This is a genomic window from Acidimicrobiales bacterium, from assembly GCA_035540975.1.
In the GTDB taxonomy this organism is placed as follows: Bacteria; Actinomycetota; Acidimicrobiia; order Acidimicrobiales.
The window spans coordinates 1-24,842 of record DATLFN010000069.1; the positions used below are offsets into that span (position 1 = coordinate 1).

A 24,842-nucleotide genomic window follows, 5' to 3' on the forward strand; every position below is an offset into this window, starting at 1 on the left:
ACCTCCGCCAGCGGGAGACCGGCCAGGTCCGGGTGCTGGTCGGCGAGCAGCGACCGGACCAGCGCCTCGTCCACGTCGATCTCGGCCGGCGGGCGCAAGGCCGCGATCCTACGGGCGGCGACGAGGTTGCCGTCGTTCAGTCGACGGCGGCGGATGCCGATGACGCCGGGGTGAGCCGCTCGGTCCGGCCAGCCGCGAACCACCTCGGGGACGCGTTCGAGCCTGTGCTGGCCGCCGCCCGGACGGGCGAGGGCTGGGCGGCGGAGCGGTTGTGGCGTTCGCTGGCGCCGGCGGTGGCCGGTTACCTGCGGGCCCAGGGCGCCTCGGAGCCGGAGGACCTCACCAGTGAGGTCTTCCTGGGCGTGTTCCGGGCCATCGGGACGTTCTCGGGCGACGAGCCGGGCTTCCGGTCCTGGGTCTTCACCATCGCCCATCGCCGGCTGGTGGACGATCGCCGGCGTGCCCGCCGCCGGCCTCCGCCGTCGGAGCTCTCGCCGGGCGACGTGGACCGGTCCCCGGGTCGCAGCGCCGAGCAGGAGGCGCTGCGGCGCGTCGGCACCGAGCGGGTGCGCGACCTGTGCGACCAGCTGGTGCCCGACCAGCGCGACGTCCTCCTCCTGCGCCTCGTCGCCGGCTTGACCGTCGAGGAGGTGGCGCACACCGTGCGCAGGTCCGAGGGAGCGGTCAAGGCCCTGCAGCGGCGCGCCCTATGCGCCGTTCGCAGAAATCTCGATCGCCAGGGCGTACCCCTGTGAGGCGGCGCGTCGATATCCCCGTTGAGATGCACCGGCGGGACATCGGCGACGCAGCCATCGAGGCCTTCTTCTCCGGCAATGGGGCCGGGGACGAGCTCCCTGCCTCGCTGGCTGCGATCGCCGACGAGCTGCGCGAGCTGGCGGTCGGGCCCCTACCCGAGCCCACGCCGCAACTGGCGGCGTTGCTGGCCAACGGTTTCTCGGCGGAGGAGGGCGACCTGCCGGCGACGGCCCTCGATGTCCCGGGCGCCATGCCGGGCGCCGCCGCACCGGGGAAGGGGAGATCGAGGCTGGCCGGGTTCGTCGCCGGTCTGAGCGCCGCCGCCAAGGCCGGCCTCGGCGCAGGCGTGGCGATGGCGAGCGTCACCGCGGTCGGTGCGGCCGGCGCCCTTCCCGGGCCCGTCCAGAACGTGGTCGCCACCGGCATCGAGGCGGTCACCCCCTTCGACCTCCCCGACTCGGACGACGGTGCCGATGACGCCACCGAGCGTGCGAACTTCGGGGAGCGGATGAGCACGGACGCCAGGGACGGCGGTGTCGACGGCAAGGTCGTCGGCGAGGACGCCAAGCGCAACGGCGGGTCCGACCGGGCGGACCCGGCCGGAGACGCCGGCCGGCCCGACGACCCCGGCGGCGCGGGCACCGATCGCCGGCCGCCGACGCCGGCCGCCGACCACGCCCCGCCGTCGTCGCCCGACGCCGCCCCCCGGGGTGCCGTCCGGACGGGGCCGCCCTCCACCGGTCCCCGTGACGACGGCGGTGAGCCCGACGACGCCGTCGTCGGTGGCGACGCCGACACGGGTGCCGGGGCCACCGACGACATCCCGGCTCAGCACCGCGAGAAGCCCACGAAGGCTGTTCGCGAATAGCCCCTCCCACGTCTGCCGACCGGGAGGTGGCCACGCGCCGCCCGGTCGGCGAACGCCGGGGCGGCTGGTCGCACACCAGCCGCCCCGGCCTCCTTCGCCGGGCGTTCCCGCGGCTCGGCCGGCGGCACACGCCCCGGCTCCTCCGCCGGGCGTTCCCGGTGGTGTGACCGTGCGGTAGGGGCACACGCCGGGGCTCCTCGGCCGGGCGTTTCCGCCGCTCTGACCGTGCGGTAGGATTCGCCTCAACGCCTTCAACACGCAGGGCTCCGTAGCGAGGAAGGAGTTCCTGTTCGTGACGACTGACATCTTCCAGCCGCTCCGGCTGGAATACCTCCGGCAGGACGGAAGGCTCGTGGTCCGCATCGTGGGCGAGGTCGACCTCGCTTCGGCGCCCGTCCTGCGGGAGGCACTCGTCGAGCTGATCGACGGCCAGGGGAACCTGTTCGTGCGGCTCGACCTCGAGAAGCTGTCGTTCATCGACAGCACCGGAATCGGCGTCATGGTACGGGCGCTCCGGTCCGTCCGCCAGAAGGGCGGCGACCTCACGCTGGCGAACTGCCGGCCGAGCACCCTGCGCATCCTCGAGATCGCCGGGCTCACCACGATCTTCGGCGTCACCGCCGACGATCCCGTCGCCGCCGGCTGACCTCGATCCCGTTCGCCTCGCAGGACGGGGCCGTCGGGCCTGTCCTGCGAGGCCGAGCGGGGACCGCTCCGCTCAGACCTGCCAGGTCGTGCCGGAAGCGAGGAGGGCCGCCAGGTCCCCCGGGCCCTGGCCCTCCTGCGCCTTGACCAGCTGCTGCTGCACCAGGGTGCCGTAGTCCGGGCGCTCCACGGCCCGGAACACCCCGATGGGGGTCGGCTCGAACGGCCCGCGGGCCAGCCGGGACAACAGGAAGGCCAGCCCGGGCTCGGGGCGGCGCTCGTCGTGGACGAGGATCGCCTCCTCGCCGACGTCGGCCACCGTCACGATCCGGGCCCGCCCCTGGTTGTCCACCGTGACCCCCAGCTCGCTCCCGGCGCCGAAGCGGACCGGCTGCCCGTGCACGAGTGGGATCAGCATGGTGGGCCGCGACTCGCGGGCGGTGATCTGCTGGAACGCCCCGTCGTTGAACACGTTGCAGTTCTGGTAGATCTCGACGAACGCCGCGCCCCGGTGGTCGTGGGCCCGCCGGAAGGTCTCCATCATGTGCTTGCGGTCCAGGTCGTGGGTGCGGGCGACGAACGTCGCCTCGGCGGCCAGGGCGATGCTGATCGGGTTGAACGGGTGGTCGATCGACCCGAACGGCGTCGACTTGGTGACCTTCCCGAGCTCGCTGGTGGGCGAGTACTGGCCCTTGGTGAGCCCGTAGATCTGGTTGTTGAACAACAGGATGGTGAGGTTGACGTTCCGCCGCAGGGCGTGGATGAGGTGGTTGCCGCCGATGGACAGCCCGTCGCCGTCACCGGTGACGACCCACACGTCGAGGTCGGGCCGGCTGACCGCCAACCCGGTGGCGAGGGGCAGGGCCCGGCCGTGGATGCCGTGCATGCCGTAGGTGCTCATGTAGTACGGGAAGCGGCTGGAGCACCCGATCCCCGACACGAACACCGTGTTCTCCCGGCGCACCCCGAGCTCCGGCATCAGCATCTGGACGGCGGTGAGGATCGAGTAGTCGCCGCACCCGGGGCACCAGCGCACCTCCTGGTCGCTGGCCCAGTCCTTCTTGGTGGTGACGGGCGCTCCGTCACCGTTCACGACCGTCATCTGTCCTCCTCCCGGCGGGGCCCCAACCCCGCCTCCTCGCCGAAGCCGGGGGCCCCAGCCCCGGCCGGCGCCGTCGATGCTCCGTCCTCCCGGCGGGGCCCCAACCCCGCCTCCTCGCCGAAGCCGGGGGCCCCAGCCCCGGCCGGCGCCGTCATCTGTCCTCCATCAGGGCGAGGATGGCCGACTCCACCTCGGCGAACAGGAAGCGCTGGCCCTGGACCTTGGTGATGGAGCGGGCGTCGCAGAGGAACTCGGCGCGCACCAGCAGGGCGAGGTGCCCGAGGTTCATCTCGGGGATGAGCACCTTCGGGTAGCGGCCCAGGACCTCGCCCAGGTTGGCCGGGAACGGGTTCAGGTGGACCAGGTGGGCGTGGGCGACGGGCCGGCCCCGCCGGCGCACCCGCTCCACGGCGGCGCCGATGGAGCCGTAGCTGGACCCCCAGCCGAGCACCAGCACGGGGGCGTCGCCCGTGGGGTCGTCGACCTCCAGGGGCGGGATGTCGCGGGCGATGCCGGCCACCTTGGCCGCCCGGGTGCGGACCATGTGCTCGTGGTTCACCGCCTCGTAGTTGACCGCGCCGGTCCCGTCGGCCTTCTCCAGGCCGCCGATGCGGTGCTCGAGGCCCGGGGTGCCGGGCACGGCCCACGGGCGGGCCAGCGTCTCGGGGTCCCGGAGGTAGGGGAGGAACTGGGGCGACCCGTCGGGTGCGGTCCAGTTGGGCTCGGTGGCGAAGTCCACGCCGATGTCGGGCAGGTCCTCGACGGCCGGGAGGAGCCACGGCTCCGCCCCGTTGGCCAGCGAGCCGTCGGTGAGCAGGATCACCGGCGTGCGGTACTTGAGGGCGATGCGGGCCGCCTCGAGGGCGGCATCGAAGCAGTGGGCGGGTGCCTTGGCCGCCACGATGGGCAGCGGCGCCTCGCCGTGGCGGCCGAACATCGCCATCAGCAGGTCGGACTGCTCGGTCTTGGTCGGCAGCCCGGTGGACGGGCCGGCCCGCTGGACGTCCACCACCAGGAGGGGCAGCTCCAGGCTGACGGCCAGGCCGAGCGTCTCCGCCTTGAGGTCCATGCCGGGGCCGCTGGTGGTGGTGACGCCGAGGTGCCCGCCGAAGGCGGCGCCGAGGGCCATGCCGGCCGCCGCGATCTCGTCCTCGGCCTGGACCGTGCGGACGCCGAAGTGCTTGTGCCGGGACAGCTCGTGGAGGATGTCGGACGCCGGGGTGATGGGGTACGAGGCGAGGAACAGGGGCAACCGGGCCAGTTGCGACGCGGCGATGAGCCCCCACGCCAGCGCCGTGTTGCCGCTGACGTTGGTGTAGAGGCCGGGGGCGAAGACGGTGGGCTTGACCTGGTAGGGAGCCCCGAACAGCTCGGCCGTCTCGCCGAAGTTGTAGCCCGCCTTGAAGGCCAGGGTGTTGGCCGCCATCACCTCCGGCTTGGACCGGAAGCGCTGCTCGATCCAGTTGAGGGTGAGCTCGACGGGGCGGGTGTACATCCACGAGATCAGCCCGAGGGCGAAGAAGTTCTTGGAGCGCTCGGCGTCCCGCGACTTGGCGCCGCTGGGTTTCGCCGCCTCCAGGGTCAGCGAGGTCATGGGGACCTCGTAGACGGTGAAGCCCGAGAGCGACCCGTCGGTGAGCGGGTCGGAGCCGTACTCCGCCTTGGCCAGGCTGCGCTCGTCGAAGGAGTCGGAGTTGACGATGACCGTGCTGCCCGGGGCCAGGTCGCCGACGTTGGCCTTGAGGGCGGCCGGGTTCATGGCCACCAGCACGTTGGGGGCGTCGCCGGGTGTGGTGATGTCGTGGTCGGAGATGTGGATCTGGAACGCCGACACGCCGGCCACCGTGCCCGCCGGCGCCCGGATCTCGGCCGGGTAGTCGGGCACGCTCACCAGGTCGTTGCCGAACACGGCGCTGGCGATGGTGAAGCGGTCGCCGGTCAGCTGCATCCCGTCCCCGGAGTCGCCCGCGAAGCGGATGACCACGGTGTGGAGGTCAGGTGACGGCGTCTCGGTGATGTCGCTCATCGGCGCTCCTCCGGAGGCCGGCTCTCACGCTGGAAGCGTCCCGGCGCTCCGCCGACTCCTCCAGGCTACCGGCGCCCTCGCGGCACTTCGCGACAAGATGCCGGGATGGTCGTCCTCGGCCGCCGTCCCCTGTCCATCGCCGAGGTCGTCGCCGTGGCCCGCCACGGCGAGGCGGTGGAGGTGGCCGACGACCTCGACGACGGCATGGCGCCGTCCCGCCTCGCCGTCGAGCGGGCGATCGCCGAGCGGCGGGTCGTGTACGGCGTGACGACCGGCTTCGGCGCCCTGGCAGGCACCCGCATCCCGCCCGGGCAGGTCGACCAGGTCCAGTACGCCCTGGTGCAGAGCCACGCCGCCGGCATGGGGGCCGACGTGGAGCCCGAGGTGGTGCGGGCCATGCAGCTGCTCAAGGCCCGGGCCCTGGCGGCCGGCCACTCGGGCGTCCGGCCCGACCTGGTGCGGGCGGTGGTGGCGCTGCTCAACGCCGGGATCACCCCGGCCGTCCCCGAGCTGGGCTCCCTGGGCGCCTCGGGCGACCTGGCGCCCCTGGCCCACGCCGCCCTCGTCCTGTGCGGCCGGGGATGGGTGCTCGACTCTGCCGGCGGGCGGGCCGACGCCGGAGCGGCCCTGGAGGCGGCGGGGTTGGAGCCCCTCGCCCTCACCGCCAAGGAGGGCCTGGCCCTGCTCAACGGGACGGAGGGGATGCTGGCCCACCTGTGCCTGGCGATCGCCGACCTCGGGGTCCTGCTGCCCACCGCCGACATCGCCTGCGCCCTCAGCGTGGAGGCGCTGCGGGCCACCGACGCCGCCTACGCGGCCCGGATCCAGGAGCTCCGCCCCCACGCCGGCCAGGCGGCGGCTGCCGCCAACCTGCGGGCGCTCCTGGAGGGGTCGCCCGTCCTGGCGTCGCACCGCGACCTGCCCCACGCGGTGCAGGACGCCTACTCGCTGCGCTGCGCGCCCCAGGTCCACGGGGCGTGCCGGGACGTGATCGGCTGGGTGCGCGCGGTCGCCGACGTCGAGCTGGCCTCGGTCACCGACAACCCGGTGGTGTTCCCCGGGACGGGCGACGTGGTGTCCACCGGCAACTTCCACGGCCAGCCCCTGGCGTACGCCGCCGACTTCGCCGCCATCGCCCTGGCCGACCTGGCCGCCATCTCCGAGCGCCGCACCGACCGCCTCATGGACCCGGCCCGCTCCGACGGGCTCCCGCCCTTCCTGGCCGTCGACGCCGGGGTCAACTCGGGCTTCATGCTGGCCCACTACACGGCGGCGGCCGCCGTGAACCGCCTGCGGGCGACGGCCGCCCCGTCGTCGTGCGACACCATCTCCACCAGCGCCGGCCAGGAGGACCACGTCTCCATGGGCTGGAACGCCTGCCGGCAGCTGCGCTCGGCGGTGGCCGACGCCATGCGGGTGGTGGCCATCGAGCTGGTGTGCGCGGCCGAGGCCGTCGAGCTCCGGGGCATCCCGCCGGGGCCGGGGACCGCCCCCGTGCTCGCCCGCCTGCGGGAGTCGGTGCCCCGCATGGAGGTGGACCGGTTCCTGGCCCCGGACCTGGCCGCGGTGGAGGACCTGGTGCGCACGGGCGCCGTCCTGCGGGCGACGCCGGTGGCGCTGCGGTGAGGGGGCCGCGCCCGGTCCGTTCCCCCCGGGGGACCGGGCTGCGCTGCCGGGGGTGGGCGCAGGAGGGGGTGTTGCGGTGCCTGATGAACAACCTGGACCCCGAGGTGGCGGAGCGGCCCGACGACCTCGTGGTCTACGGCGGACGGGGCAGGGCGGCCCGCAGCTGGGACGCCTTCGACGCCATCGTCGGCGAGCTGGAGCGACTGGCCGGCGACCAGACCCTGCTCGTCCAGTCGGGCAAGCCGGTGGGCGTCCTGCGCACCCACGAGATGGCGCCGCGGGTGCTGCTGGCCAACTCGCTCCTCGTCCCCGAGTGGGCGACGTGGGACGAGTTCTGGCGGCTGGAGGGCCTCGGCCTTATGGCCTATGGCCAGATGACCGCCGGCTCGTGGATCTACATCGGCACCCAGGGGATCCTCCAGGGGACGTTCCAGACCTTCGCCGCCGTGGCCGACCGGCGCTTCGGCGGCACGCTGGCCGGCCGGCTCGTGCTGACCGCCGGTCTCGGCGGCATGGGCGGCGCCCAGCCGCTGGCCGTCACCATGAACGGCGGGGTCGCCCTGTGCGTCGAGGTGGACGCATCCCGCATCGAGCGGCGTCTGCACGACCGCTACCTGGACGAGCGGGCCGACTCGCTGGACGACGCCGTGGCCCGGTGCGCGGCGGCCGTCGCCGACGGGCGGGCGCTGTCGGTGGGCGTGGTGGCAAACGCCGCCGAGGCCTTTCCCACCCTCCTCGAGCGGGGCGTCCCCGTGGACGTCGTCACCGACCAGACGTCGGCCCACGACCCCCGGTACGGCTACGTCCCCGACGACCTCACCCCCGAGGCGGCCGCAATGCTGCGGAGTGAGCGGCCCGAGGAGCACGTGCGGCGGGCCCGGGCGGCCATGGCCCGCCACTGCGAGGCCATGGTGGGCTTCCTGCGGGCCGGTGCCGAGGTCTTCGACTACGGCAACAACCTGCGGGGCGAGGCGCGGGCCGGCGGGTTCGCCGACGCCTTCGCCTACCCCGGGTTCGTCCCCGCCTACGTGCGGCCGCTGTTCTGCGAGGGCAAGGGGCCGTTCCGGTGGGTGGCCCTGTCCGGCGACCCGGCCGACATCGCGGCGACCGACCGGGCGGTGGCCGAAGCGTTCCCCGACGACCCGCTCCTCCAGCGGTGGCTGGCCCTGGCGCCCGAGCGGGTGCGCTTCCAGGGCCTGCCGGCCCGCATCTGCTGGCTCGGCCTGGGGGAGCGCCACGAGGCGGCCCTGCGCTTCAACGACCTGGTGCGCCGGGGCGACGTGTCGGCTCCGCTGGTCATCGGGCGCGACCACCTGGACTCGGGGTCGGTGGCGTCGCCCTACCGGGAGACCGAGGACATGCTCGACGGGTCGGACGCGGTGGCCGACTGGCCCGTCCTCAACGCCCTGGTGGCGGCCTCGTCGGGGGCGACGTGGGTGGCCGTGCACCACGGCGGCGGGGTGGGCATGGGCAAGTCGGTCCACGCCGGCGCCCAGCTGGTGGTCGACGGCACCGACGACGCCGCCCGCCGCGCCGAGCTGATGCTCTGGAACGACCCGGCCACCGGGGTCCTCCGCCACGCCGACGCCGGCTACGACGTCGCCCGCCGGGTGGCGGCCGAGAAGGGCCTCGCGGTGCCGATGGCTTCTCTGGACGCGGAGCACCGCCATGCGGTGCGCCACGTCCACAGAACCGGGCCGGAGGGGGGCGGCGGTGGGTGACGGCGACCTGCTGGTGCGGCGGGCGGCCCGGGTGTTCGGCGCCGCCCTCCCGGACGGCATCGAGGGCCTGTTCGCCGTCCACGTCGCCGGCGGGACGGTGCGGGCGGTGGTTCCCGAGCGCGACCTCGCCGCCATGCCCGACGTGCCGGAGCTGGACGCCGGCGGTCGGGCGGTGGTCCCCGGGTTCGTGGACGCCCACACCCATCTGGTGTTCGCCGGCGACCGGGCAGACGAGTTCGCCGCCCGGCTGGAGGGGCGGCGCTACGAGGCGGGCGGCATCTGGGCGACCGTGGCCGCCACCCGGGCCGCCGCCTTCGACGAGCTGGTGGACGCCACCGTCGCCCGGGCCGACGCCTGCGTGGCCGGCGGGACCACGACCATCGAGGTGAAGTCCGGGTACGGCCTGGAGACGGCGGCCGAGCGGCGCCTGCTGGAGGCGGTGGCGGCGGCGGGGGAGCGGACGGCGGCCGAGCTCGTCCCCACCTTCCTGGGCGCCCACCTGGCCCCCGACGACTCCTACGTCGACCTGGTGGTGGACGAGATGCTGCCCGCCTGCGCCGGCCTGGCGGTGGGCTGCGACGCGTTCTGCGACCAGGGCGCGCTCACCGTCGCCCAGGCCCGCCGCGTGCTCGAGGCGGGACGCCGCCACGGGCTGGTGCCTCGACTCCATGCCGAGGAGCTGGCCCGCACCGGCGGTGCCCGCCTGGCCGCCGACGTCGGGTGCGCGTCCGCCGACCACCTCGTCCACGCCGACGAGGACGACGCCCGCGCCCTGGCGGCGGCCGGCGTGGTGGCGGTGCTCCTGCCGGCGACGTCGTTCTCCCTGCGCTCGCCCTACGCCAACGCCGCCATGCTGCGGGAGGCGGGGGTGACCATCGCCCTGGCCACCGACTGCAACCCGGGGACGAGCTACACCACGTCGATGCCGTTCGTCGTCGCCCTGGCGTGCAGCGCCTACGGCCTCACCGTGGAGCAGGCGGTCCACGCCGCCACCGCCGGCGGCGCCTACGCGCTGCGCCGCGACGACCTCGGCCACCTGCGGCCGGGCGCCGCCGGCGACCTCGTCGTGCTCGACTCCGGTTCGTGGGTCGACCTGGCCTACCGGCCCGGCCGCGACCCGGTGGCGGTGGTGGTGAAGGGCGGCCGGGTGGTGCGGGGATGAGCGACTGGCCCACGGCGGCGGCCTGGCTGGCCGGGGGGAGCGACGACCCCGGCGCCCTGGTGGTGGCCGGCGTGCCGATCGCCGAGCACGCCGTCACCCCGTCGCGCTACGACCTGGCCCCCGGCGCCGTCCGGGCCAGGCTGGACCGGTTCTCGACCTGGCACAGCTCGGAGCTCGTCGAGCTCGAGCAGGTGCCCGTGCGCGACGTGGGCGACTCGACGGCGCCACCGCCGCTCGGCGCCCCGCTCACCGTCCTCCTGGGCGGGCACAACGCGGTCACCTTCCACGCCCTGGCCGGGGCCGGCGACCTGTCGGGATGGGGCCTGCTCACGCTCGACGCCCATCACGACGTCCGCCCCTACCAGCCCGGGGTGGTGGGCAACGGGTCGCCGGTGCGGGCGCTGGTGGACGCCGGCCTGCCCGCCGTCAACGTCGTGCAGGTGGGGATCAACGGCTTCTCCAACTCCCGGGCGGCCCGCCGGTGGTGCGACGAGGAGGGTGTCACCGTCCTCGGCCCCGACAGCCTGGGCAGCGTCCCCACCCTGCTCGACGACCTGGCCCGCCGGTGCCACTCGGTGTACGTGGACGTCGACGTCGACGTGCTCGACCGGGCCTTCGCGCCCGGCTGCCCGGGCGCCCGCCCCGGAGGCGCCACCCCGTCGCAGGTCTTCGCCGCCGCCTTCGCCGCCGGCTCCCACCGGGTGGTGCGGGCGCTGGACGTCGTGGAGGTCGACCCCACCGCCGACGTGGCGTCGGTCACCGTCGACGCCGCCGCCCTCGTGCTGCTCAACGCCGCCGCCGGCTTCGCCCGCCGGTTCCGGCCGTAGCCGCTTCGACCTCATTCGTTCGCTGCGCTCACTCCATGCCGCTTCGACCTCATTCGTTCGCTGCGCTCACTCCATTCGGTCGAGTTGGATCGTGCTCCGGCGGCGAGCGGAGCTCGCCGCCTCCGCCCTGTCCTCTCCCGGTGTCCGCAGCCGGACGGGGCCGCCTGCGGCCGCGGACGTTGGTCGGCCCCTACGAGCTGGGGCGGTAGAGGACGCCGACCTCGTCGCGCTGCACGGGCGTGAGCGGCACCTCGCGCTCCACGTCGGCGGGCGTGGGGAGGAAGCCGGACCGGAAGGCGAAGGGAGAGAACCACACGACGACCCCACCGTCCCGGCGGAGGCGGTCGGCCATCGTGGCCAGCTCCCGCTCGTAGCCCGGGCGCGCCTCACCGGTGAGCAGGTCGTGGTGACGGGGCAGCGACTCCGTCCGCCGCCCGGTGAGGAGGAACACGGCGTCGGGGCCGTCGGTGTACACGGGGACCGACGGCGGCAGGGCGGCGACGGTCGCCAAGACCTCCGATTGGGTCCACGCCCGTGCGGTGAGGTTCCGGCGCCCGAGGCTGTCGTCGCCCATGCCGGTCACCGTCCAGGCCAGGGCCTGGACGGTGTGGAGGGCGAGCAGCCCGGCGCCGGCGACGACCACCACCGTCCTGCGGGCCCGCCCGGTGACGGCCCGGTGGACCACCGGGGCGAGGACGAGCACGGCGAGGGGCCGGAGGGGGAGCAGGAAGCGGCCGTCCAGGCGGCCGCTGTCGTCGAGCAGGAGGCGGTCGCCCACCAGCAGGACGAGGTAGGCGGCGGCGAAGGCGCCGGCGACGAACGGCAGGGCGTCGGCCGGCGGACGGCGGGCCGCCACCAGGCGCAGGCGCGGCCGCGCCGCCCGCCACAGCCCCACGGCGGCGGCGGCCGCCACGACGACCCGCACCGGCCACGGGAGGAACGCCGGCGCCACCCACTTGGAGACGGCGTCCACGCCGTTGGTCCAGTAGCCGGCGTCGAAGAGGTGGAGCGAGACGCGGCGGTTGGGGCGCCCGACGGCGGCCAACCAGAGGGCGAGCGGCGCGGCGCCACCGGCGGCGAACGCCAGGGCCCGGCGCCGGCCGGCGGCCCCCTCGAAGCGGAGGATGGCGGCGGCGCCGGCCACGACGAGGGCGACGCCGGCGTAGCGGGTGAGGCACGCCAGCGCGACGGTGGCGGTGGCGGCCGCCAGCAGCGGCCCGCTGCGCCCGGTGATCGACGCCGCCAGCGCTACCAGCCCACCCACCGCCAGGAGCGTGAACAGCGGCTCGCTCAGCGCCGAGGCCCCGTAGACCAGCGACTCCCGGCCCAAGGCCACCACGGTGGCGGCGACCGCTCCGCTCGCCACCGAGCCGGTCCGCCGGCGTACCACGACACCGACGACCAGGGCGGTGGCACCGGCCAGGACGGGGTTGAGCACGCCCGCCGCGTCCAGGGGGTCGACGCCCAGGACGGCCGCCGCCGCGGCCAGGACGGCGGGGAAGACGGGCGGGAAGTGGGCCAGGGGCTGCGACCCGGGCGGGGCGACCAGCTCGAAGGCGTCGCGCAGGCTGCGGGCCACCCCCACGTAGAACGCCGAGTCGGGGCTGGCGTAGGCGCCGTTGCGGGCGACCGCGACCATGGCGGCGACCACCAACGCCGCCGGCAGGGCCACGACGGCGAGCTCGGCCCGCCGGGAGAGCCTCCGGGCCGCGTGGCGAGGGCCGTCCCGGGGCGTCGGGCGGAGGTCGACGGGCCGGGAGATCACGGGCGAGGCGGCGTCTCTTGCACCGCCGAAGCCTGCCACGGACGACCCCGGCGGGCCGCAGCCCGGCGGGGCAGCGGCGGTAGCGTGGCTCGCCATGGACCTCGCCCCCCGGGCGACGATTCGTCGAGCGCGAGGGGCGGACCTGCCCCTCGACGCGTCGCTCCGCCGCCGCCTGGAGGCGGCGACGGGCGTGCGCGCCGGCGTGCTGGCGGCGGCCGCAGTGGCGCTCGCCGCCGGTGTGGTCCTGCGCTTCGCCGCCACCGGCGACCTGTGGCTGGACGAGGCCCTGGCCGTGAACATCGCCGAGCTCCCGCTGGCCGACATCCCCGACGCCCTGCGCCGCGACGGGGCGCCGCCGCTGTACTACGTCCTCCTCCACGGGTGGATGGCGCTGTTCGGCGACGGCACGGTGGCGGTGCGGGCCCTGTCGGGCCTCTTCGGCGTCGCCGCCCTGCCCCTGGCCTGGGCCGCCGGGCGCCGCCTGGGAGGGCGGCCCACGGCGGAGGCGTCGCTGTTCTTACTGGCCGCCTCGCCCTTCGCCGTCCGCTACGCCACCGAGGCGCGGATGTACTCCATGGTGGTGTTCCTGGTCCTGGCCGGCCACCTGGCCCTGCTCCGGGCGCTGGAGCGGCCGACCCGGCCCCGGCTGGCGGCCGTCTCGGTGGTCACCGGTCTCCTCCTGCTCACCCACTACTGGGCCCTGTTCCTGGCCGGGACGGTGCTGGCCGTCCTCGCCCTCGACGCCCGCCGCCGGGGCGACGCCGGCGACCCGGCGCGCAAGGCGGTGCTGGCGGTGGCCGCCGGGTTCGCCGCCCTGCTCCCGTGGCTCCCCGTGCTGGCCTACCAGGCGCTGAACACGGGCACGCCGTGGGCCGTCCCCCCCGGCGTGATGGAGCTGCGCGACACCTTCGTCGACTTCGCCGGCGGCTACTCCCGGGCCGGCACGGCGCTCGCCCTCCTCTTCGCCGGCCTCGTCGTGCTCGCCCTGGTCGGGCGCCCGGCCGGGCGGGGCGTCGCCCTGGGCCGCGACGGTCGGCCCGGCGCCCGCCGGCTGGCGTTCGTGACGGCGGGGACGCTGGGCGCCGCCTTCGTGCTGGGCCACGTCACCGGCACCGCGTTCGTCCCCCGCTACGCGTCCGTCGTCCTGGCACCGTTCGTGCTGCTGCTGGCCACCGGCACGACCACCCTGGTGAGCGACACCATGCGACGATCGGTCGTCGCCGCGGCGGTCGTGCTCGGGTTGGTCGGCGGCGTGTCGGCCGTCGGCGCCACCCGCACCCAGGCCGGCGACGTGGCCGCCGCCATCGAGCGGCTGGCCCGCCCCGGCGACGTCGTGGCCTTCTGCCCCGACCAGCTGGGACCGGCGGTGAGCCGCCTCCTGCCGCCGTCGATCGACCAGGTCACGTTCCCCGACTTGAGCGCCCCGCAGCGGGTCGACTGGGTCGACTACGCGGCCCGCAACAAGGCGTCCCCCCCGAGGCGGTTCGCGGCCCGGCTGCTGGCGAGGGCGGGCCCCGACCACGACGTGTTCGTGGTGTGGGGCGGCGGCTACCGCACCCTCGGCCGACGCTGCGAGGCCCTGGTCGCCGGCCTCGACACCCGGCGGGCCGAAGTCGTGCGGGTGGAGGTCGACTGGGCGTCCTACGAGCGCATGACGCTCGTCCAGTTCCCGCCCTGGTGAGGGAGCCGGGTTTCGGGCACCTGGCGTGATGTGGAAGGCTCTGGGGGCCGCAGGTTGCAAGCCCGAGCCCGGCGGCTTCGTTCCACCTGTCCGGAGGACCATGCCCGACCGCCCGATCGACGACGACCTGCTCGACCCCGGCACGGGGGTCCTGTCGGAGGCGGAGGGCGGTGGGCAGGACCGCATCGTCATCATCGGCGCCGGCCCGGCCGGGCTCACCGCCGCCTACGAGCTGACCCGCCGGGGCCGGACCGCCGTCGTCCTGGAGAGCGACTCCATGGTCGGCGGCATCAGCCGCACCGAGCAGCGGGACGGGTGGCGGTTCGACATCGGCGGCCACCGCTTCTTCACCAAGGTCAAGGCCGTGGAGGACGTGTGGCGGGAGATCCTCTCCGAGGACGACTTCCTGACCCGTCCCCGCCTCAGCCGGATCTTCTACCGCGGAAAGCTGTTCGACTACCCGCTCAAGCCCATGAACGCCCTGAAGGGCCTCGGGCTCGTCGAGGCGTTCCTGTGCGTGCTCTCCTACGCATGGGCGCGGGTGCGCCCGCCCAAGGACCAGACCAGCTTCGAGGGGTGGACCACGGCCCGCTTCGGCCGGCGTCTCTACCGCATCTTCTTCAAGACCTACACCGAGAAGGTGTGGGGCGTCCCCGCCACCGAGATCAAGGCGGACTGGGCGGCCCAGCGCATCAAGAACCTGTCCCTGATGAAGGCGGTCACCAACGCCATCCTCCCCAAGCGCGGCCAGACCGACATCACCACCCTGATCGAGGAGTTCCGCTACCCCAAGTACGGCCCGGGGATGATGTGGGAGCGGGCCCGGGACCTGGTCGAGGCGCAGGGCAGCAAGGTCATCATGGAGACGCGGGTCACCGGCATCCACCACCGGGGCGGTCGGGCGGTGGCGGTGACGGCGGAGACCGAGGGCGTCGCCACCACCTACGAGGCCGACCACGTCATCTCCTCGATGCCCCTCGGAGCGCTGGTGAGGTCCATGGACCCGCCGGCGCCGCCCGAGGTCGTGGCGGCGGCCGACGGGCTGCGCTACCGGGACTTCCTCACCATCGCCCTCGTCGTCCCCGAGGAGGCGGGCTTCCCCGACAACTGGATCTACGTCCACTCGCCGGACGTCAGGCTCGGCCGCATCCAGAACTTCGGCTCGTGGTCGCCCTACCTCGTCAAGGACGGGCGGACCTGCCTCGGCCTGGAGTACTTCGTGTTCGAGGGTGACGACCTGTGGGTCAGCTCCGACGCCGACCTGGTCGAGCTGGGCAAGCGCGAGCTGCAGACCCTGGGCCTGGTGGAGGCCGACAAGGTCGAGGCCGGCTACGTCATCCGGATGCCGAAGGCGTACCCGATGTACGACGACGTGTACAAGGGCCACGTCGAGACCATGCGCGAGTGGCTGGAGGCCAACGTGGCGAACGTCCACCCGGTCGGGCGCAACGGCATGCACCGGTACAACAACCAGGACCACTCGATGTACACGGCCATGCTCTCGGTGGACAACATCTTCGGCGCCGACCACGACATCTGGAACGTGAACGTCGAGGCCGAGTACCACGAGGAGATGCGCAAGACGGCGCCGGCGGTGCCCTCCGGGGGCGCAACCGCTTCGTGACGCTGCAGCACGTCGTGCTCTTCCGGTTCGCGGGCGAGGACGAGGCGCGCGAGTGCGTCGCCCGGCTGCGGGCCATGGCCGGCGCCATCCCCCAGGTGCGTCGCCTGGAGGCCGGGGTCAACCAGGTGCCCTCCGAGCGGGCCTACGACGTGGGCCTCGTCGTCACCCTCGACTCCCCGGACGACCTCCAGGGGTACCGCGACCACCCCGTCCACCGGCCCGTCCTGGCCTGGGTCCGCCAGCACGCCACCGCGACGGCCGCCGCCGACTTCGACCCGCACGCGCCGGTGTAGGTCTTCGATCTCATTCGTTCGGTCCGCTCAGCCCATTCGGTCGAGTTGATCGTGCTGCGGCGGAGAGACGGGCGGTCACGGCGGCGACCAGGGGGACGAGGCGGGACCGCTCGGGCACCAGTGGTGCGCTCACGCCCTCCTCGACGGCGCCCTCGGCGCACACCGGGCCCACGCAGGCGGCGAGCACGGGCCCGTCGAGGGCCCGGCGCAGGTCGGCGTCCAGGCCGGCGGCGGCGGCGATCACGAACAGGTTGTGCACGGCCGGCGCGGTGGTGAAGGTGACGGCCGCCAGCCGCCCCGCGCACGCCGCCTCGACCAGCGCCAGGGCGGGCGCCCGGTCGTCGGGGAGGCTGGCCCGGTAGGCGTCGATCTCGATCACCTCGGCGCCGGCGGCGGTCAGGCGGGCCACCGTGCGGGGCATGGCCGTGCCGTGGAGCTGGAGCACGACGCGGGCGCCGTCCAGCCGCTCGGCCAGCACCCTGGTGAGCAGTTCGTCGAACCTCTCGTTCGGCGCCCGGTACCACTCCCGCAGCCCGACGGCGGCGTTGGCCGACGCCGCCTTGGCGCCCCGGTTGGCCACCCGGGCCCGCCCCAGGGCCTCCACCACCGCCGCCCGCAGACCCCACCCGTCGGCCGCCTCGAGCCAGGCCTTCATGCCGAACCCGGTGGAGGCGAGGAGCAGGTCGGGCGGGTCGCGGACCACCGCCTCGGTGGCGGCCCGCAGGGCGGCGTCGTCGCCCGCCGAGGTCACCCGCAGCGCCGGGCCGTGCACCGTGGCGGCCCCCCGGTCGGCGAACAGGCGGGCCTGCTCGTCGGCCCGCCGCTCGGCGGTGATGCCGACGACCAGCCCGGCGAGCGGCAGAAGATCGGCCATGGGCCATGCTCGCGCCGGTGGCGCGGGTCCGCGCGCCGCCAGCGCAGATGGCGGCGACAACCCCGAGGTCGGCGGCCTCCGTCCTCCCGACCGCCATCCATCGCCCGGCGCAGGCACTCCGGTCTTCCGGCGCGATTCCGGCGGGGGACGAAGGGGTAGATCCGCCCTGGCTGAGCAGACAGCCGGCGGTGACGGGGAAAGGTTCCCGCCGTGCCGGCGGGCCGCCCTGTGCGCCGCTCCGCACCGACGCCGAGCCCCCATCAGCCCAGGAGGTACCCATGTCCGTGTCCACCGGAAGCTCCCCGACCACCGGCGACGTCGTCGACCTGCTGCTCGCCCAGCACGAAGAGGTGCGGCAGCTGCTCTCGCGTACCCAGACCGGCGGCACCGTCGCCAACGAGGCGTTCGAGTGCCTCGTTCGCCTGCTCGCCGTCCACGAGACCGCCGAGGAAGAGGTCGTGTACCCCGCCCTGCGCTCCATCGGCCCCGAGGGCGAGCGGGTCGCCGAGGCCCGCAAGGCGGAGGAGGCCGAGGCCAAGCAGTCCCTGTCGGACCTCGAGAAGCTGGGCGTCGAGGGCCGGGGTTTCGCCCTCCAGTTCCAGGCCTTCCGGGACGACGTGCTCGCCCACGCCGAGGCCGAGGAGCACGAGGTGTTCCCGCTGCTGCGCCGATCGCTCGACGCCGACAAGCTGGAGTCGATGCGCACGGCGGTGGAGCGGGCCGAGAAGATGGCGCCCACCCACCCGCACCCGCACGGCCCCGAGAGCGCGATCGGCAACCTCGTGGTCGGCCCGTTCGTGGCCGTCGCCGACCGCGTCCGGGACGCCATCCGCAACGTACGGTCGTAGAACCGGACCACCACGCCGGCCGGGGCCCTCCCGGGGCCCCGGCCGCTTCGCGCCCCGAGGCGCGACCGTCCGGTCGGCGCCGCCGCGCCCTGCGGACAGAAGGAAATCCTCTATGGGTTATTTGCTTCCCGCCGGTGGGAAGGACGCACGGGTCGCCCTTCAACCCGCTGGGGCGCTCCCGGAGCGACTCTCGGGGAGCCGCGTGTGCGCATTCTCGGCGTGAACGACGTGTTCCACGACCCGGAGGCGGCGCTCGTCGTCGACGGCCAGGTCGTCGCCGCGGCCGAAGAGGAGCGGTTCAGCCGCCGCAAGCACGGCAAGCGCCCGGTCCCCTTCTCGACGTGGGAGCAGCCCGAGCTGGCCGCCGCGTGGTGCCTCTCCCAGGCCGGTCTGGCGCCGGCCGACGTCGACGCCGTGGCCTACTCGACGACCCGGACCTGGTGGCGGGGCCGAGCGGCGCCGTAGGGACCGACGTGGGCGACGTCGCCGCCGACACGTGGGAGGCCCTGCGCACCCTCTACGCCCGGCGCGCCCCGCAGTTCCTCCAGACCGCGCTCCCCGGTCTCGACCCGGCGTGCGTGCGGTACGTCCCCCACCACGTCGCCCACGCCGCCTCGGCCCACGTGGCGGCGCCGTTCCGGGACTCGGCAGTGCTGGTGCTGGACGGCCGCGGCGAGCGGGCTTCGCACCTCTCGGGCCGCTCGCACGGCGGCGACCTGGAGGTCCTGGCCGCCCAGGAGCTGCCCCACTCGCTCGGTCTCATGTACGAGAACGTGACCGAGCACCTGGGGTTCCTGCGCTCCAACGACGAGTACAAGGTCCTGGCCCTCGCCTCCTACGGCGAGCCGGCGTACCTCCCCGAGCTCCGGGAGCTGATCCGGGCGAACGACGACGGCGGGTTCACCGTCGAGCCGGTGGAGTGGGCGGCGTACGCCAAGCGGGTCACGGGGGGCGCCACGTGGGAGCCCGAGCACGCCGACCTGGCCGCCAGCGTCCAGCGCCGGTTGGAGGACTACGTCGCATGATGAAGACCCGCTATACGGCAACGAGATAGTGGAAATTCCCCTCCCCGACGGAGCGTTCCAAGGTGCGCAGGATTCGTGTGGCGTTGTCCCTTGCACCTGCGACGAAGTACGGCTTGCCTTCCCGACCGAACCGAACGGCACCGGTCGGGGCCCAGGCCCCGAGGTGACCAGCGGTCCGCTCGAAGTCGGGATGGGGCTCGAAGCCCAGATCTCCGGCGTAGGCAACCGCACCCCACACCAGCTCCCGTGCCATCTCGATCGGAGCGGCGAGCGGAGGTGCCTCGTAGACGTGGAAGTACATGCGTACGTAGGAGCGCAGGACAGCATCGTCCATCACCTTGGGGCCGAGCGCGTCCTTGACCCCCAGGCAGTAGACGTCGACCAGGTAGCCGGCGATGGAGACCTTGCCCCGCCGGTGCTCCCGTGCCACGAGCACGCTGACGATCCCATGGCCGATCCCACTTGGCACGTCCGTGTCCGGCCAGTCAGCGGGCGCCCCGAGTCCCTTGCTCCAGCCAGGACTGACCCAGCAACCGACGACCGGCGCTCCGGGGCACGGGAGGCGTCCTCACGGGCCACCTGACGCACCCGGCGGCGCGCCTCGCTCGGCGCGACGCCGAGGGCCACGGCCACCTGCTTGGGGTTACAGCCCTCGGGTCGCAAGGCCCGGACCCGTGCCAGCAACTCTTGGTCGTCCATCGCGTCCGTTGTACTCCGCACGACGATGGACGTGTTGGACCCTGTGAGGACCGACCTCCACAGCGGGCCGCGGCATCGAGCTGCGGCGCAGCTCAATAGGGTGATGGAGTGGCCGACGACGGCGAGCGGTATGCGGCGGTGCTCGCTCGAGCCCATCTTCGGCGGCTATGGGCCGAACCTGTCAACCGCCACGGTCGAAGCGGGGGGACCCGTCGATGGCGGCCTCCCTGCCACTGGCAAGGAACGCGAGAACTACGACGCTCAGCGCTCGGCCTTCGGGATGGGTGACCTGCTGCCCTACGTCCGCCGCATGGGCCTCGATCGGCTGGACACTGGTCCTGAGGAAGAGGGGTCGGACGCTGTCGGAGCCCGTCGAAGCCCGGCGTCTGCGCCGATCGGTCGTCCGGCGTCGTGACGCGCGGCACGAGACTCTTCACCGAGGCGGACCTGCTGAGGCTCGCCGGACCGGCCCGGTTCGAACGCGGTCGCAGCCTCGTGGACATGGTCGATGACGAGTACGAAGACGAATACAGCCTGTGCGCCACCGTCACCGACGACCGACCGTACCTGGCGACGGTCCATCACCGGGTCGGGCGCCTGGCCGGCGAGTGCGATTGCGCCGACAGCAGGGCCCCCTGGTCGTTCTGCGAGCATTCCGTCGCCGTGGGTCTGTCCTACCTCGACGAGTATGGCGCTCCCCGCGGTTGATGCCCTGGCACGGTCCGCTCACGACCCGAACGGCCAAGAGGGGCTGGCTACCTCGGCATCTGCGGGGCGGCGGCCGGGCCGTGCCGGCGTAGCCACGCGGTGGCCAGGGGACGCAGACCCGGATGCGACCGCAGTCTGCGGACGGCTGGCTCCGCGGCAGCCCGGTCGATCAGGGCCAGCGCTTCGAAGCCGAGGTCCCAGACGTCGCGGTCGTCGTCATCGAGCATCACCTCGCACAGCTCGGCGACAGCCTTCTCGGCAGGGCGAGCAGCACACCAGGCGAGCAGATGGGCTCTGGCCTCGGCCGTCTCCATCTCCTCGACGCACACCAGCAGCAGGGACTGGGCATCGGTGTCAACCAGGTCGAGGTCCTCCTCCTCCTCGTCGTCGGAAGTGAAGGCGACGATGGCAGCAAGAGCACCGCCCAGCCCGGTGAGGACCACCTCGTCGTCGTGTCGGGCCAAGATCCCCGCATCGGCGAACTGGTCCATCATGGCCCGGACGAGCCCCACCACATGGGTGCGCTCAGCGTCGTCGTACGGCTCGTAGCCGTAGGCCGCGGCCACCTGCCCCCAGGCGCCGGCCTCGATCGAGGTGAGCGGGACGGAGCCGCCCGCCTCGGCCACCGCCACGAGCAGACCCGCGGCGCCATCGTCGAGGAGCTCGACGTAGGACTTGCGCCAACCCTGGCGAAAGCCGTCGAGGATGCCGTGCTCGACCAAGGTGACCGTGGCCTTGAACCAGGCGGCGAGCGGGTCCCGCTCCAAGTCCGGGGCCAGTGGCCCAGGCACGATCCTGGTCCCACGCCGGGCCAGGAACTCAGCGGCCGTGGCCCAGCGGAAGGCGTGCGCCGCGTCAGGCACGTCCTCCATGGACCGCACGTCGTCAGGGACCCGCTCACCCGTAGCCAGCCGCCTGGCGAGGGCCACCGCGTCTGGGGCCTTCAGGTTGCCCGCCTGCGTCGCCGGACGCCCTTTTTCCACGAAGGCGACCACCTCACGCATGCGGGCCATGGCCGGGACGGCGGCGGCCTGGCGGGTGAGCTCCTCCACCTCGGCCTGTGCCTCCGGCGCTCCCATCAGGTCCGCCAGCGGCTCGTCCAGGAGTCTTTGTATCTCCTCAAGAGCGGCGAGGCCCTGGTCCGGATCGACGTTCTCCGACGGCACGGGAGGCGCCTCCGAGGGCTGGCGCCGTCCTGGATGCCTCCGTCGGCGCTCATCAGCGGCCACGCCGCACTCTACCGAAACCTCGGCACCCGTCGCGGAGTCCACAAGGAGCGGTGGGGGCTTCGTCCGCCCGCCGTAGTGAGCGCGAGCGAGCGGCACGGCCGCCGTCGTTCCCGCGAATGCATGTCCCAGCGCAAGGCCGATTACCGGGCGCCCGCACGGTGCCGATGTCGGGCGGCCCCAGGGTTGAAGTCTTCGACGGCCGCCCGTCCATCGCCCCGCGCATTATGCGACGCTTCTCGCCGTCGGGACTTGCCGGAGCTGTCGCATCTGAGCGGCGGCGGTAGCGATCAAGCGGTACGACTCGCCTCCCGAGATGAAACGGCCCACGTGATCAACCGAGAATCTGAGAATGAGCAACCACACTACGCCGGCCGAGACCAACCGAGCCGCGGCGCTCGAGTGGATCGACGCCCGCTCGAGGACGGACGATCCCGATCACCGGATCGGAGTTGGAGTGGTGTTGCGTTGTTGTGATCGACCATCCGAACGCGCCAGACGGGATTGCCGTCCGTGGTGAGGACCATGGGGTGCTGCCTCTGGTTGTGCTGCTTCGTCGCGATTGGGATTTCCTCTTCGACCAGCTCCGATCCGCCTCCGCTGTCGTCGACTACCTGTTCCGCGTCGCCGGGGAGGAGAGCCACGACCTCGGGCACGAACCGGCCCGCTACTTCGAACTGGCGAAGGCGGACGACGAAGCGGTCGAGGCCAACGGACCACCTGAGTGGACGAAGTTCCTTGACGTTCCGACGTTCTCGCACCCGATCCTGCCCACGATCCCTTCATCGAACATGGACGAGGCAGGCGCTACCGTGTTTCGCCTCATCCTCGAGGACATTGCGGAAACACGGTTCGAGCGCGGCGAGTGCGACCGGCTCAAGATCCTGTCGATGCTCGACAGGTACCCGGTGTGCGATCGCGCTGAACTCGGCCGGCTCCTCCTGACGCACCTCGACGACGTCGTCGCCACGACGACCGGGGTCAAGTGGCAGTTCCGGCGGACCATCCTCGACCACGGGTACCTGCAGCTCGCCTTCGGGGCGTGCTCGTCTTTCAGCGAGCTCCACCGCGAGGCCTTCGGGCAGTGGGCGATGCTTCGGCACCAGGAGTTCTCGCAATTGCGAGAACCTGACGGCTCCCATGAACACCGGACCGTCGCCGTACTCCTCACGCCGAGAGCGGACCGCCTCTGTCTCTGGGACACCACCTCGTTCACGCTCCTCGGTGATCTCGGACACTCCGAGCAAGAGATCGCGCGGATGCGCTCGCTGTGGAACGACCGGCACGCGGCTTAGGCCTACAACGAAGGGTGTCCCGGAATCCGCGGCGTCGGAGCGGGAACGGAGGAGCACCTACCGCCGGCTCAGCGATCCGCTACTTCTCCAGACGCGCGGCAGTCTCGCGGTACCGGACTCCGGGAATGAGGTGGACGCCGTCGAAGGCACCGCTGTCGGCTATGCGTTGTGCCAGCTCGCACGCAAGGCCTACGCCCGCGCTCCGGTCGCGCTCGATGGCGTCGATCCATGACTCCGGGACAGTGATCTCGGGGATGTCAGCGACGAGCTTGCGGGCCATGGACGTGCTGGGCAGGACCATCACACCCGCGTAGACGTTGCCGTCGAACTCGATGGCGTCACGCCAGGCGAGCAACTGCTCAAGGTCGAAGGACACCTGGACGAACAAGAAGTCGGCCGCTTCCTTCCAGGGAGGAAGCGGCCGAAGCCGCGTCGTCACCCCAGCGCGGAACCCGCCGGCGTGTCCGTGGTGCTCCTCGCTGAACCGACGTAGGTAGTCGATCATCGAGCGGACGGTCAGCTGACCGGTCCGCGCTCCCGAGTTGGGAGCGTCGCCATAGACGAATAGGAACTCATCGACGCCGTAGGCCGCCCCTGTGAGGAGATCGCGTCGGAAACCGAGGGCATTGCGATCCCTGGCGTTCAAACAGGCGATCGAACGCCCACCCATGCGATCGACCTCGTGGGCTACGGCAATGCTCGAGACGGTCGCCCGCCCGACGTGGTTGTCGGGGATCAGATAAGCCGAGGCCACCTTGCTGAGCACCCCGATCTGATGACGCACGTGCATCATGTCCGGCTTGGTCGGCGGCTCGATTTCACAGATCCACTCGAATGCTGGAGCGGTCATCGCTGCAGACTACCTATGGCACGGGCACTCCCGACCGACGCTCACATGAGTCGAGTCACGGATCGGTTGGACCGGCGTCGGGGTGTCCCCGAACAACGCTCTCGCAGCCCACGTTTGTCCCCGAACGCCGGTTCGTTGTCACACGAGCGATTGCCCAACGCACGCAGTTCTCTACGGCGCATTCGGGCTCACCGGAGTTCTTGGGCGAGCCCGATGAGAATGCCTTCGGGTCCGCGGACGTAGCAGAGCCGGTAAGAGGCCTCGTACTGGACCACGTCAGTGCTGACGAGATGCGCACCGCGCTGAACCAGCCGGTCGAGCGTGTCATCGATGTCATCCACAGCGAACATCACTCGGAGGTAGCCGAGGGCGTTCACCGGGGCGTTCCGATGATCGGCGACCACCTGCGGCGTGATGAAGCGAGAAAGCTCGAGCCGCCCGTTGCCGTCCGGCGTACGCATCATGGCGATCTCGACGGTTTGGTCGCCCAGGCCGGTGACGCGCCCTGCCCATTCGCTCTCGACCATGCCTCGGCCTTCCAGCTCGAGGCCGAGCTCACGGAAGAACTCGATCGCCGGCTCGAGGTCCTCGACGACGATGCCGACGTTGTCCAGTCTGAGCGCCATCTGGCGAGGCTACTGAGCAGGGCTGCCCGCAACGGCGGGAGTGCGGCGCCCGGGGGACGATACGAGCACTGGGCTCGAGGCGACCTCACTCACTGCATGGCTGACAACTGGACGCCCCAGCGGGTTCCGCCGCGCGCCATCAGAACTTGAAGCGCGTGAGCCCGCCGGGTTCGACTCCCAGCACCACGGTCGCAGTGCGGGGCTCGATGCGGTACACGTGCCACGGCGGTGGGCCCTGCCCCGGCGCGTTGAAGGGTGCGGTGATCCCCGTTCCGCTGGTATCGGGTTCGGCCGGCCATCCGCCGTCCGCCCAGCCCTTGGCCGCCCGTGCCACGTCGGCTGGGTCCGTCACCCGGGAAGCGTGGCCGTCGACGACGACGTCGGCGTCACGAACCGACACTGCGATTGAGCAGCGCGGGTCGCGCTCGACGTTGTGATGCTTCTTCGTGCCGGCACCGGTCTGGAACCAGAAGGTGCCGTCGAGCCAGAGCGCACCCACAGCGGTCACATGCGGGCTCCCGTCGTCGTTCAGCGTCGTGAGCCACGTCGTGCGAGCGTTGTGGGCGTCGGGAGCGGGCGGCGAACCATCGGCGAT

General features: G+C 73.2%; 24 protein-coding genes. 15 read left to right on the forward strand and 9 right to left on the reverse strand.

What is annotated here, in order from left to right; translation table 11 throughout:
- The first annotated feature begins 170 nt into the window (after positions 1–170).
- From VM242_08345 to VM242_08355, 3 genes are all read left to right on the forward strand, one after another.
- Positions 171–755 (forward strand): sigma-70 family RNA polymerase sigma factor, encoded by a 585-nt coding sequence (locus VM242_08345; GenBank protein HVM05167.1) that lies wholly within the window; start codon positions 171–173, stop codon positions 753–755.
- A gap of 26 nt (positions 756–781) precedes the next feature.
- Positions 782–1,624: a hypothetical protein gene (locus tag VM242_08350; GenBank protein HVM05168.1), complete on the forward strand. Its 843-nt coding sequence runs from the start codon at positions 782–784 to the stop codon at positions 1,622–1,624.
- Positions 1,625–1,916: 292 nt separating this feature from the next.
- The gene (locus tag VM242_08355) at positions 1,917–2,270 is read left to right on the forward strand and encodes an STAS domain-containing protein (protein ID HVM05169.1); all 354 of its coding nucleotides are present in this window, start codon (positions 1,917–1,919) and stop codon (positions 2,268–2,270) included.
- A gap of 72 nt (positions 2,271–2,342) precedes the next feature.
- Here VM242_08355 and VM242_08360 read toward each other — a convergent pair whose 3' ends face one another.
- Positions 2,343–3,371 (reverse strand): 2-oxoacid:ferredoxin oxidoreductase subunit beta, encoded by a 1,029-nt coding sequence (locus VM242_08360; protein ID HVM05170.1) that lies wholly within the window; start codon positions 3,369–3,371, stop codon positions 2,343–2,345.
- Positions 3,372–3,522: 151 nt separating this feature from the next.
- Positions 3,523–5,397, reverse strand: a complete 1,875-nt coding sequence (locus VM242_08365; protein HVM05171.1) for a 2-oxoacid:acceptor oxidoreductase subunit alpha — start codon at positions 5,395–5,397, stop codon at positions 3,523–3,525.
- Positions 5,398–5,502: 105 nt separating this feature from the next.
- Between VM242_08365 and hutH the strand changes: the two genes are divergently transcribed.
- The 4 genes from hutH to VM242_08385 are packed head-to-tail and all read left to right on the forward strand — an operon-like array spanning position 5,503 to position 10,733.
- Positions 5,503–7,023 carry a histidine ammonia-lyase gene (gene hutH / locus VM242_08370; GenBank protein ID HVM05172.1) on the forward strand — a complete coding sequence of 507 codons (1,521 nt, stop codon included), beginning with the start codon at positions 5,503–5,505 and terminating at the stop codon, positions 7,021–7,023.
- Positions 7,020–8,744, forward strand: coding sequence for a urocanate hydratase (hutU, locus tag VM242_08375; protein ID HVM05173.1), 1,725 nt, complete (start codon positions 7,020–7,022; stop codon positions 8,742–8,744). Before hutH ends, hutU begins: the two co-directional genes overlap by 4 nt.
- Positions 8,737–9,906, forward strand: a complete 1,170-nt coding sequence (hutI, locus tag VM242_08380; GenBank protein HVM05174.1) for an imidazolonepropionase — start codon at positions 8,737–8,739, stop codon at positions 9,904–9,906. Before hutU ends, hutI begins: the two co-directional genes overlap by 8 nt.
- Complete coding sequence (locus tag VM242_08385) at positions 9,903–10,733, forward strand: arginase family protein (protein ID HVM05175.1); 831 nt, start codon at positions 9,903–9,905, stop codon at positions 10,731–10,733. Before hutI ends, VM242_08385 begins: the two co-directional genes overlap by 4 nt.
- Positions 10,734–10,923: 190 nt before the next feature.
- Here the strand turns inward: VM242_08385 and VM242_08390 are convergent, their stop codons facing one another.
- Positions 10,924–12,537 (reverse strand): hypothetical protein, encoded by a 1,614-nt coding sequence (locus VM242_08390; GenBank protein ID HVM05176.1) that lies wholly within the window; start codon positions 12,535–12,537, stop codon positions 10,924–10,926.
- 55 nt (positions 12,538–12,592) lie between these two features.
- On the opposite strand from VM242_08390, the gene VM242_08395 reads away from it, so the two are divergent.
- The 3 genes from VM242_08395 (at position 12,593) to VM242_08405 (ending at position 16,096) form a co-directional block, all read left to right on the forward strand.
- Complete coding sequence (locus VM242_08395) at positions 12,593–14,179, forward strand: glycosyltransferase family 39 protein (GenBank protein HVM05177.1); 1,587 nt, start codon at positions 12,593–12,595, stop codon at positions 14,177–14,179.
- A 100-nt stretch (positions 14,180–14,279) separates the two neighbouring features.
- Complete coding sequence (locus VM242_08400; GenBank protein ID HVM05178.1) at positions 14,280–15,803, forward strand: NAD(P)/FAD-dependent oxidoreductase; 1,524 nt, start codon at positions 14,280–14,282, stop codon at positions 15,801–15,803.
- Positions 15,800–16,096, forward strand: coding sequence for a Dabb family protein (locus VM242_08405; GenBank protein ID HVM05179.1), 297 nt, complete (start codon positions 15,800–15,802; stop codon positions 16,094–16,096). Before VM242_08400 ends, VM242_08405 begins: the two co-directional genes overlap by 4 nt.
- 10 nt (positions 16,097–16,106) lie before the next feature.
- Here VM242_08405 and VM242_08410 read toward each other — a convergent pair whose 3' ends face one another.
- Positions 16,107–16,970 (reverse strand): uroporphyrinogen-III synthase, encoded by an 864-nt coding sequence (locus VM242_08410; protein HVM05180.1) that lies wholly within the window; start codon positions 16,968–16,970, stop codon positions 16,107–16,109.
- A gap of 278 nt (positions 16,971–17,248) precedes the next feature.
- Between VM242_08410 and VM242_08415 the strand changes: the two genes are divergently transcribed.
- From VM242_08415 to VM242_08425, 3 genes are all read left to right on the forward strand, one after another.
- Entirely contained in the window at positions 17,249–17,818 is a 570-nt protein-coding gene (locus tag VM242_08415; GenBank protein HVM05181.1) for a hemerythrin domain-containing protein, read from the forward strand.
- A gap of 204 nt (positions 17,819–18,022) precedes the next feature.
- Positions 18,023–18,283 carry a carbamoyltransferase N-terminal domain-containing protein gene (locus VM242_08420; GenBank protein HVM05182.1) on the forward strand — a complete coding sequence of 87 codons (261 nt, stop codon included), beginning with the start codon at positions 18,023–18,025 and terminating at the stop codon, positions 18,281–18,283.
- A gap of 8 nt (positions 18,284–18,291) precedes the next feature.
- Complete coding sequence (locus VM242_08425; protein ID HVM05183.1) at positions 18,292–18,843, forward strand: carbamoyltransferase N-terminal domain-containing protein; 552 nt, start codon at positions 18,292–18,294, stop codon at positions 18,841–18,843.
- Positions 18,844–18,853: 10 nt separating this feature from the next.
- Here VM242_08425 and VM242_08430 read toward each other — a convergent pair whose 3' ends face one another.
- Complete coding sequence (locus tag VM242_08430) at positions 18,854–19,279, reverse strand: hypothetical protein (GenBank protein ID HVM05184.1); 426 nt, start codon at positions 19,277–19,279, stop codon at positions 18,854–18,856.
- Between the two features lie 674 nt (positions 19,280–19,953).
- Between VM242_08430 and VM242_08435 the strand changes: the two genes are divergently transcribed.
- A complete protein-coding gene (locus VM242_08435; GenBank protein ID HVM05185.1) occupies positions 19,954–20,250 on the forward strand; it encodes a hypothetical protein in 297 nt (98 codons plus the stop codon).
- Positions 20,251–20,297: 47 nt separating this feature from the next.
- On the opposite strand, the gene VM242_08440 is transcribed toward VM242_08435, so the two are convergent.
- Positions 20,298–21,416: a hypothetical protein gene (locus tag VM242_08440; GenBank protein ID HVM05186.1), complete on the reverse strand. Its 1,119-nt coding sequence runs from the start codon at positions 21,414–21,416 to the stop codon at positions 20,298–20,300.
- Positions 21,417–22,006: 590 nt separating this feature from the next.
- On the opposite strand from VM242_08440, the gene VM242_08445 reads away from it, so the two are divergent.
- Positions 22,007–22,771, forward strand: a complete 765-nt coding sequence (locus VM242_08445; protein ID HVM05187.1) for a hypothetical protein — start codon at positions 22,007–22,009, stop codon at positions 22,769–22,771.
- Between the two features lie 79 nt (positions 22,772–22,850).
- Here the strand turns inward: VM242_08445 and VM242_08450 are convergent, their stop codons facing one another.
- The 3 genes from VM242_08450 to VM242_08460 all read right to left on the reverse strand — a co-directional run.
- Complete coding sequence (locus VM242_08450) at positions 22,851–23,621, reverse strand: methylenetetrahydrofolate reductase (protein ID HVM05188.1); 771 nt, start codon at positions 23,619–23,621, stop codon at positions 22,851–22,853.
- Between the two features lie 188 nt (positions 23,622–23,809).
- A complete protein-coding gene (locus tag VM242_08455) occupies positions 23,810–24,247 on the reverse strand; it encodes a VOC family protein (GenBank protein HVM05189.1) in 438 nt (145 codons plus the stop codon).
- A gap of 139 nt (positions 24,248–24,386) precedes the next feature.
- Positions 24,387–24,842 (reverse strand): pyridoxamine 5'-phosphate oxidase family protein (locus tag VM242_08460; GenBank protein HVM05190.1); only part of this gene is annotated, 456 nt, incomplete at its 5' end.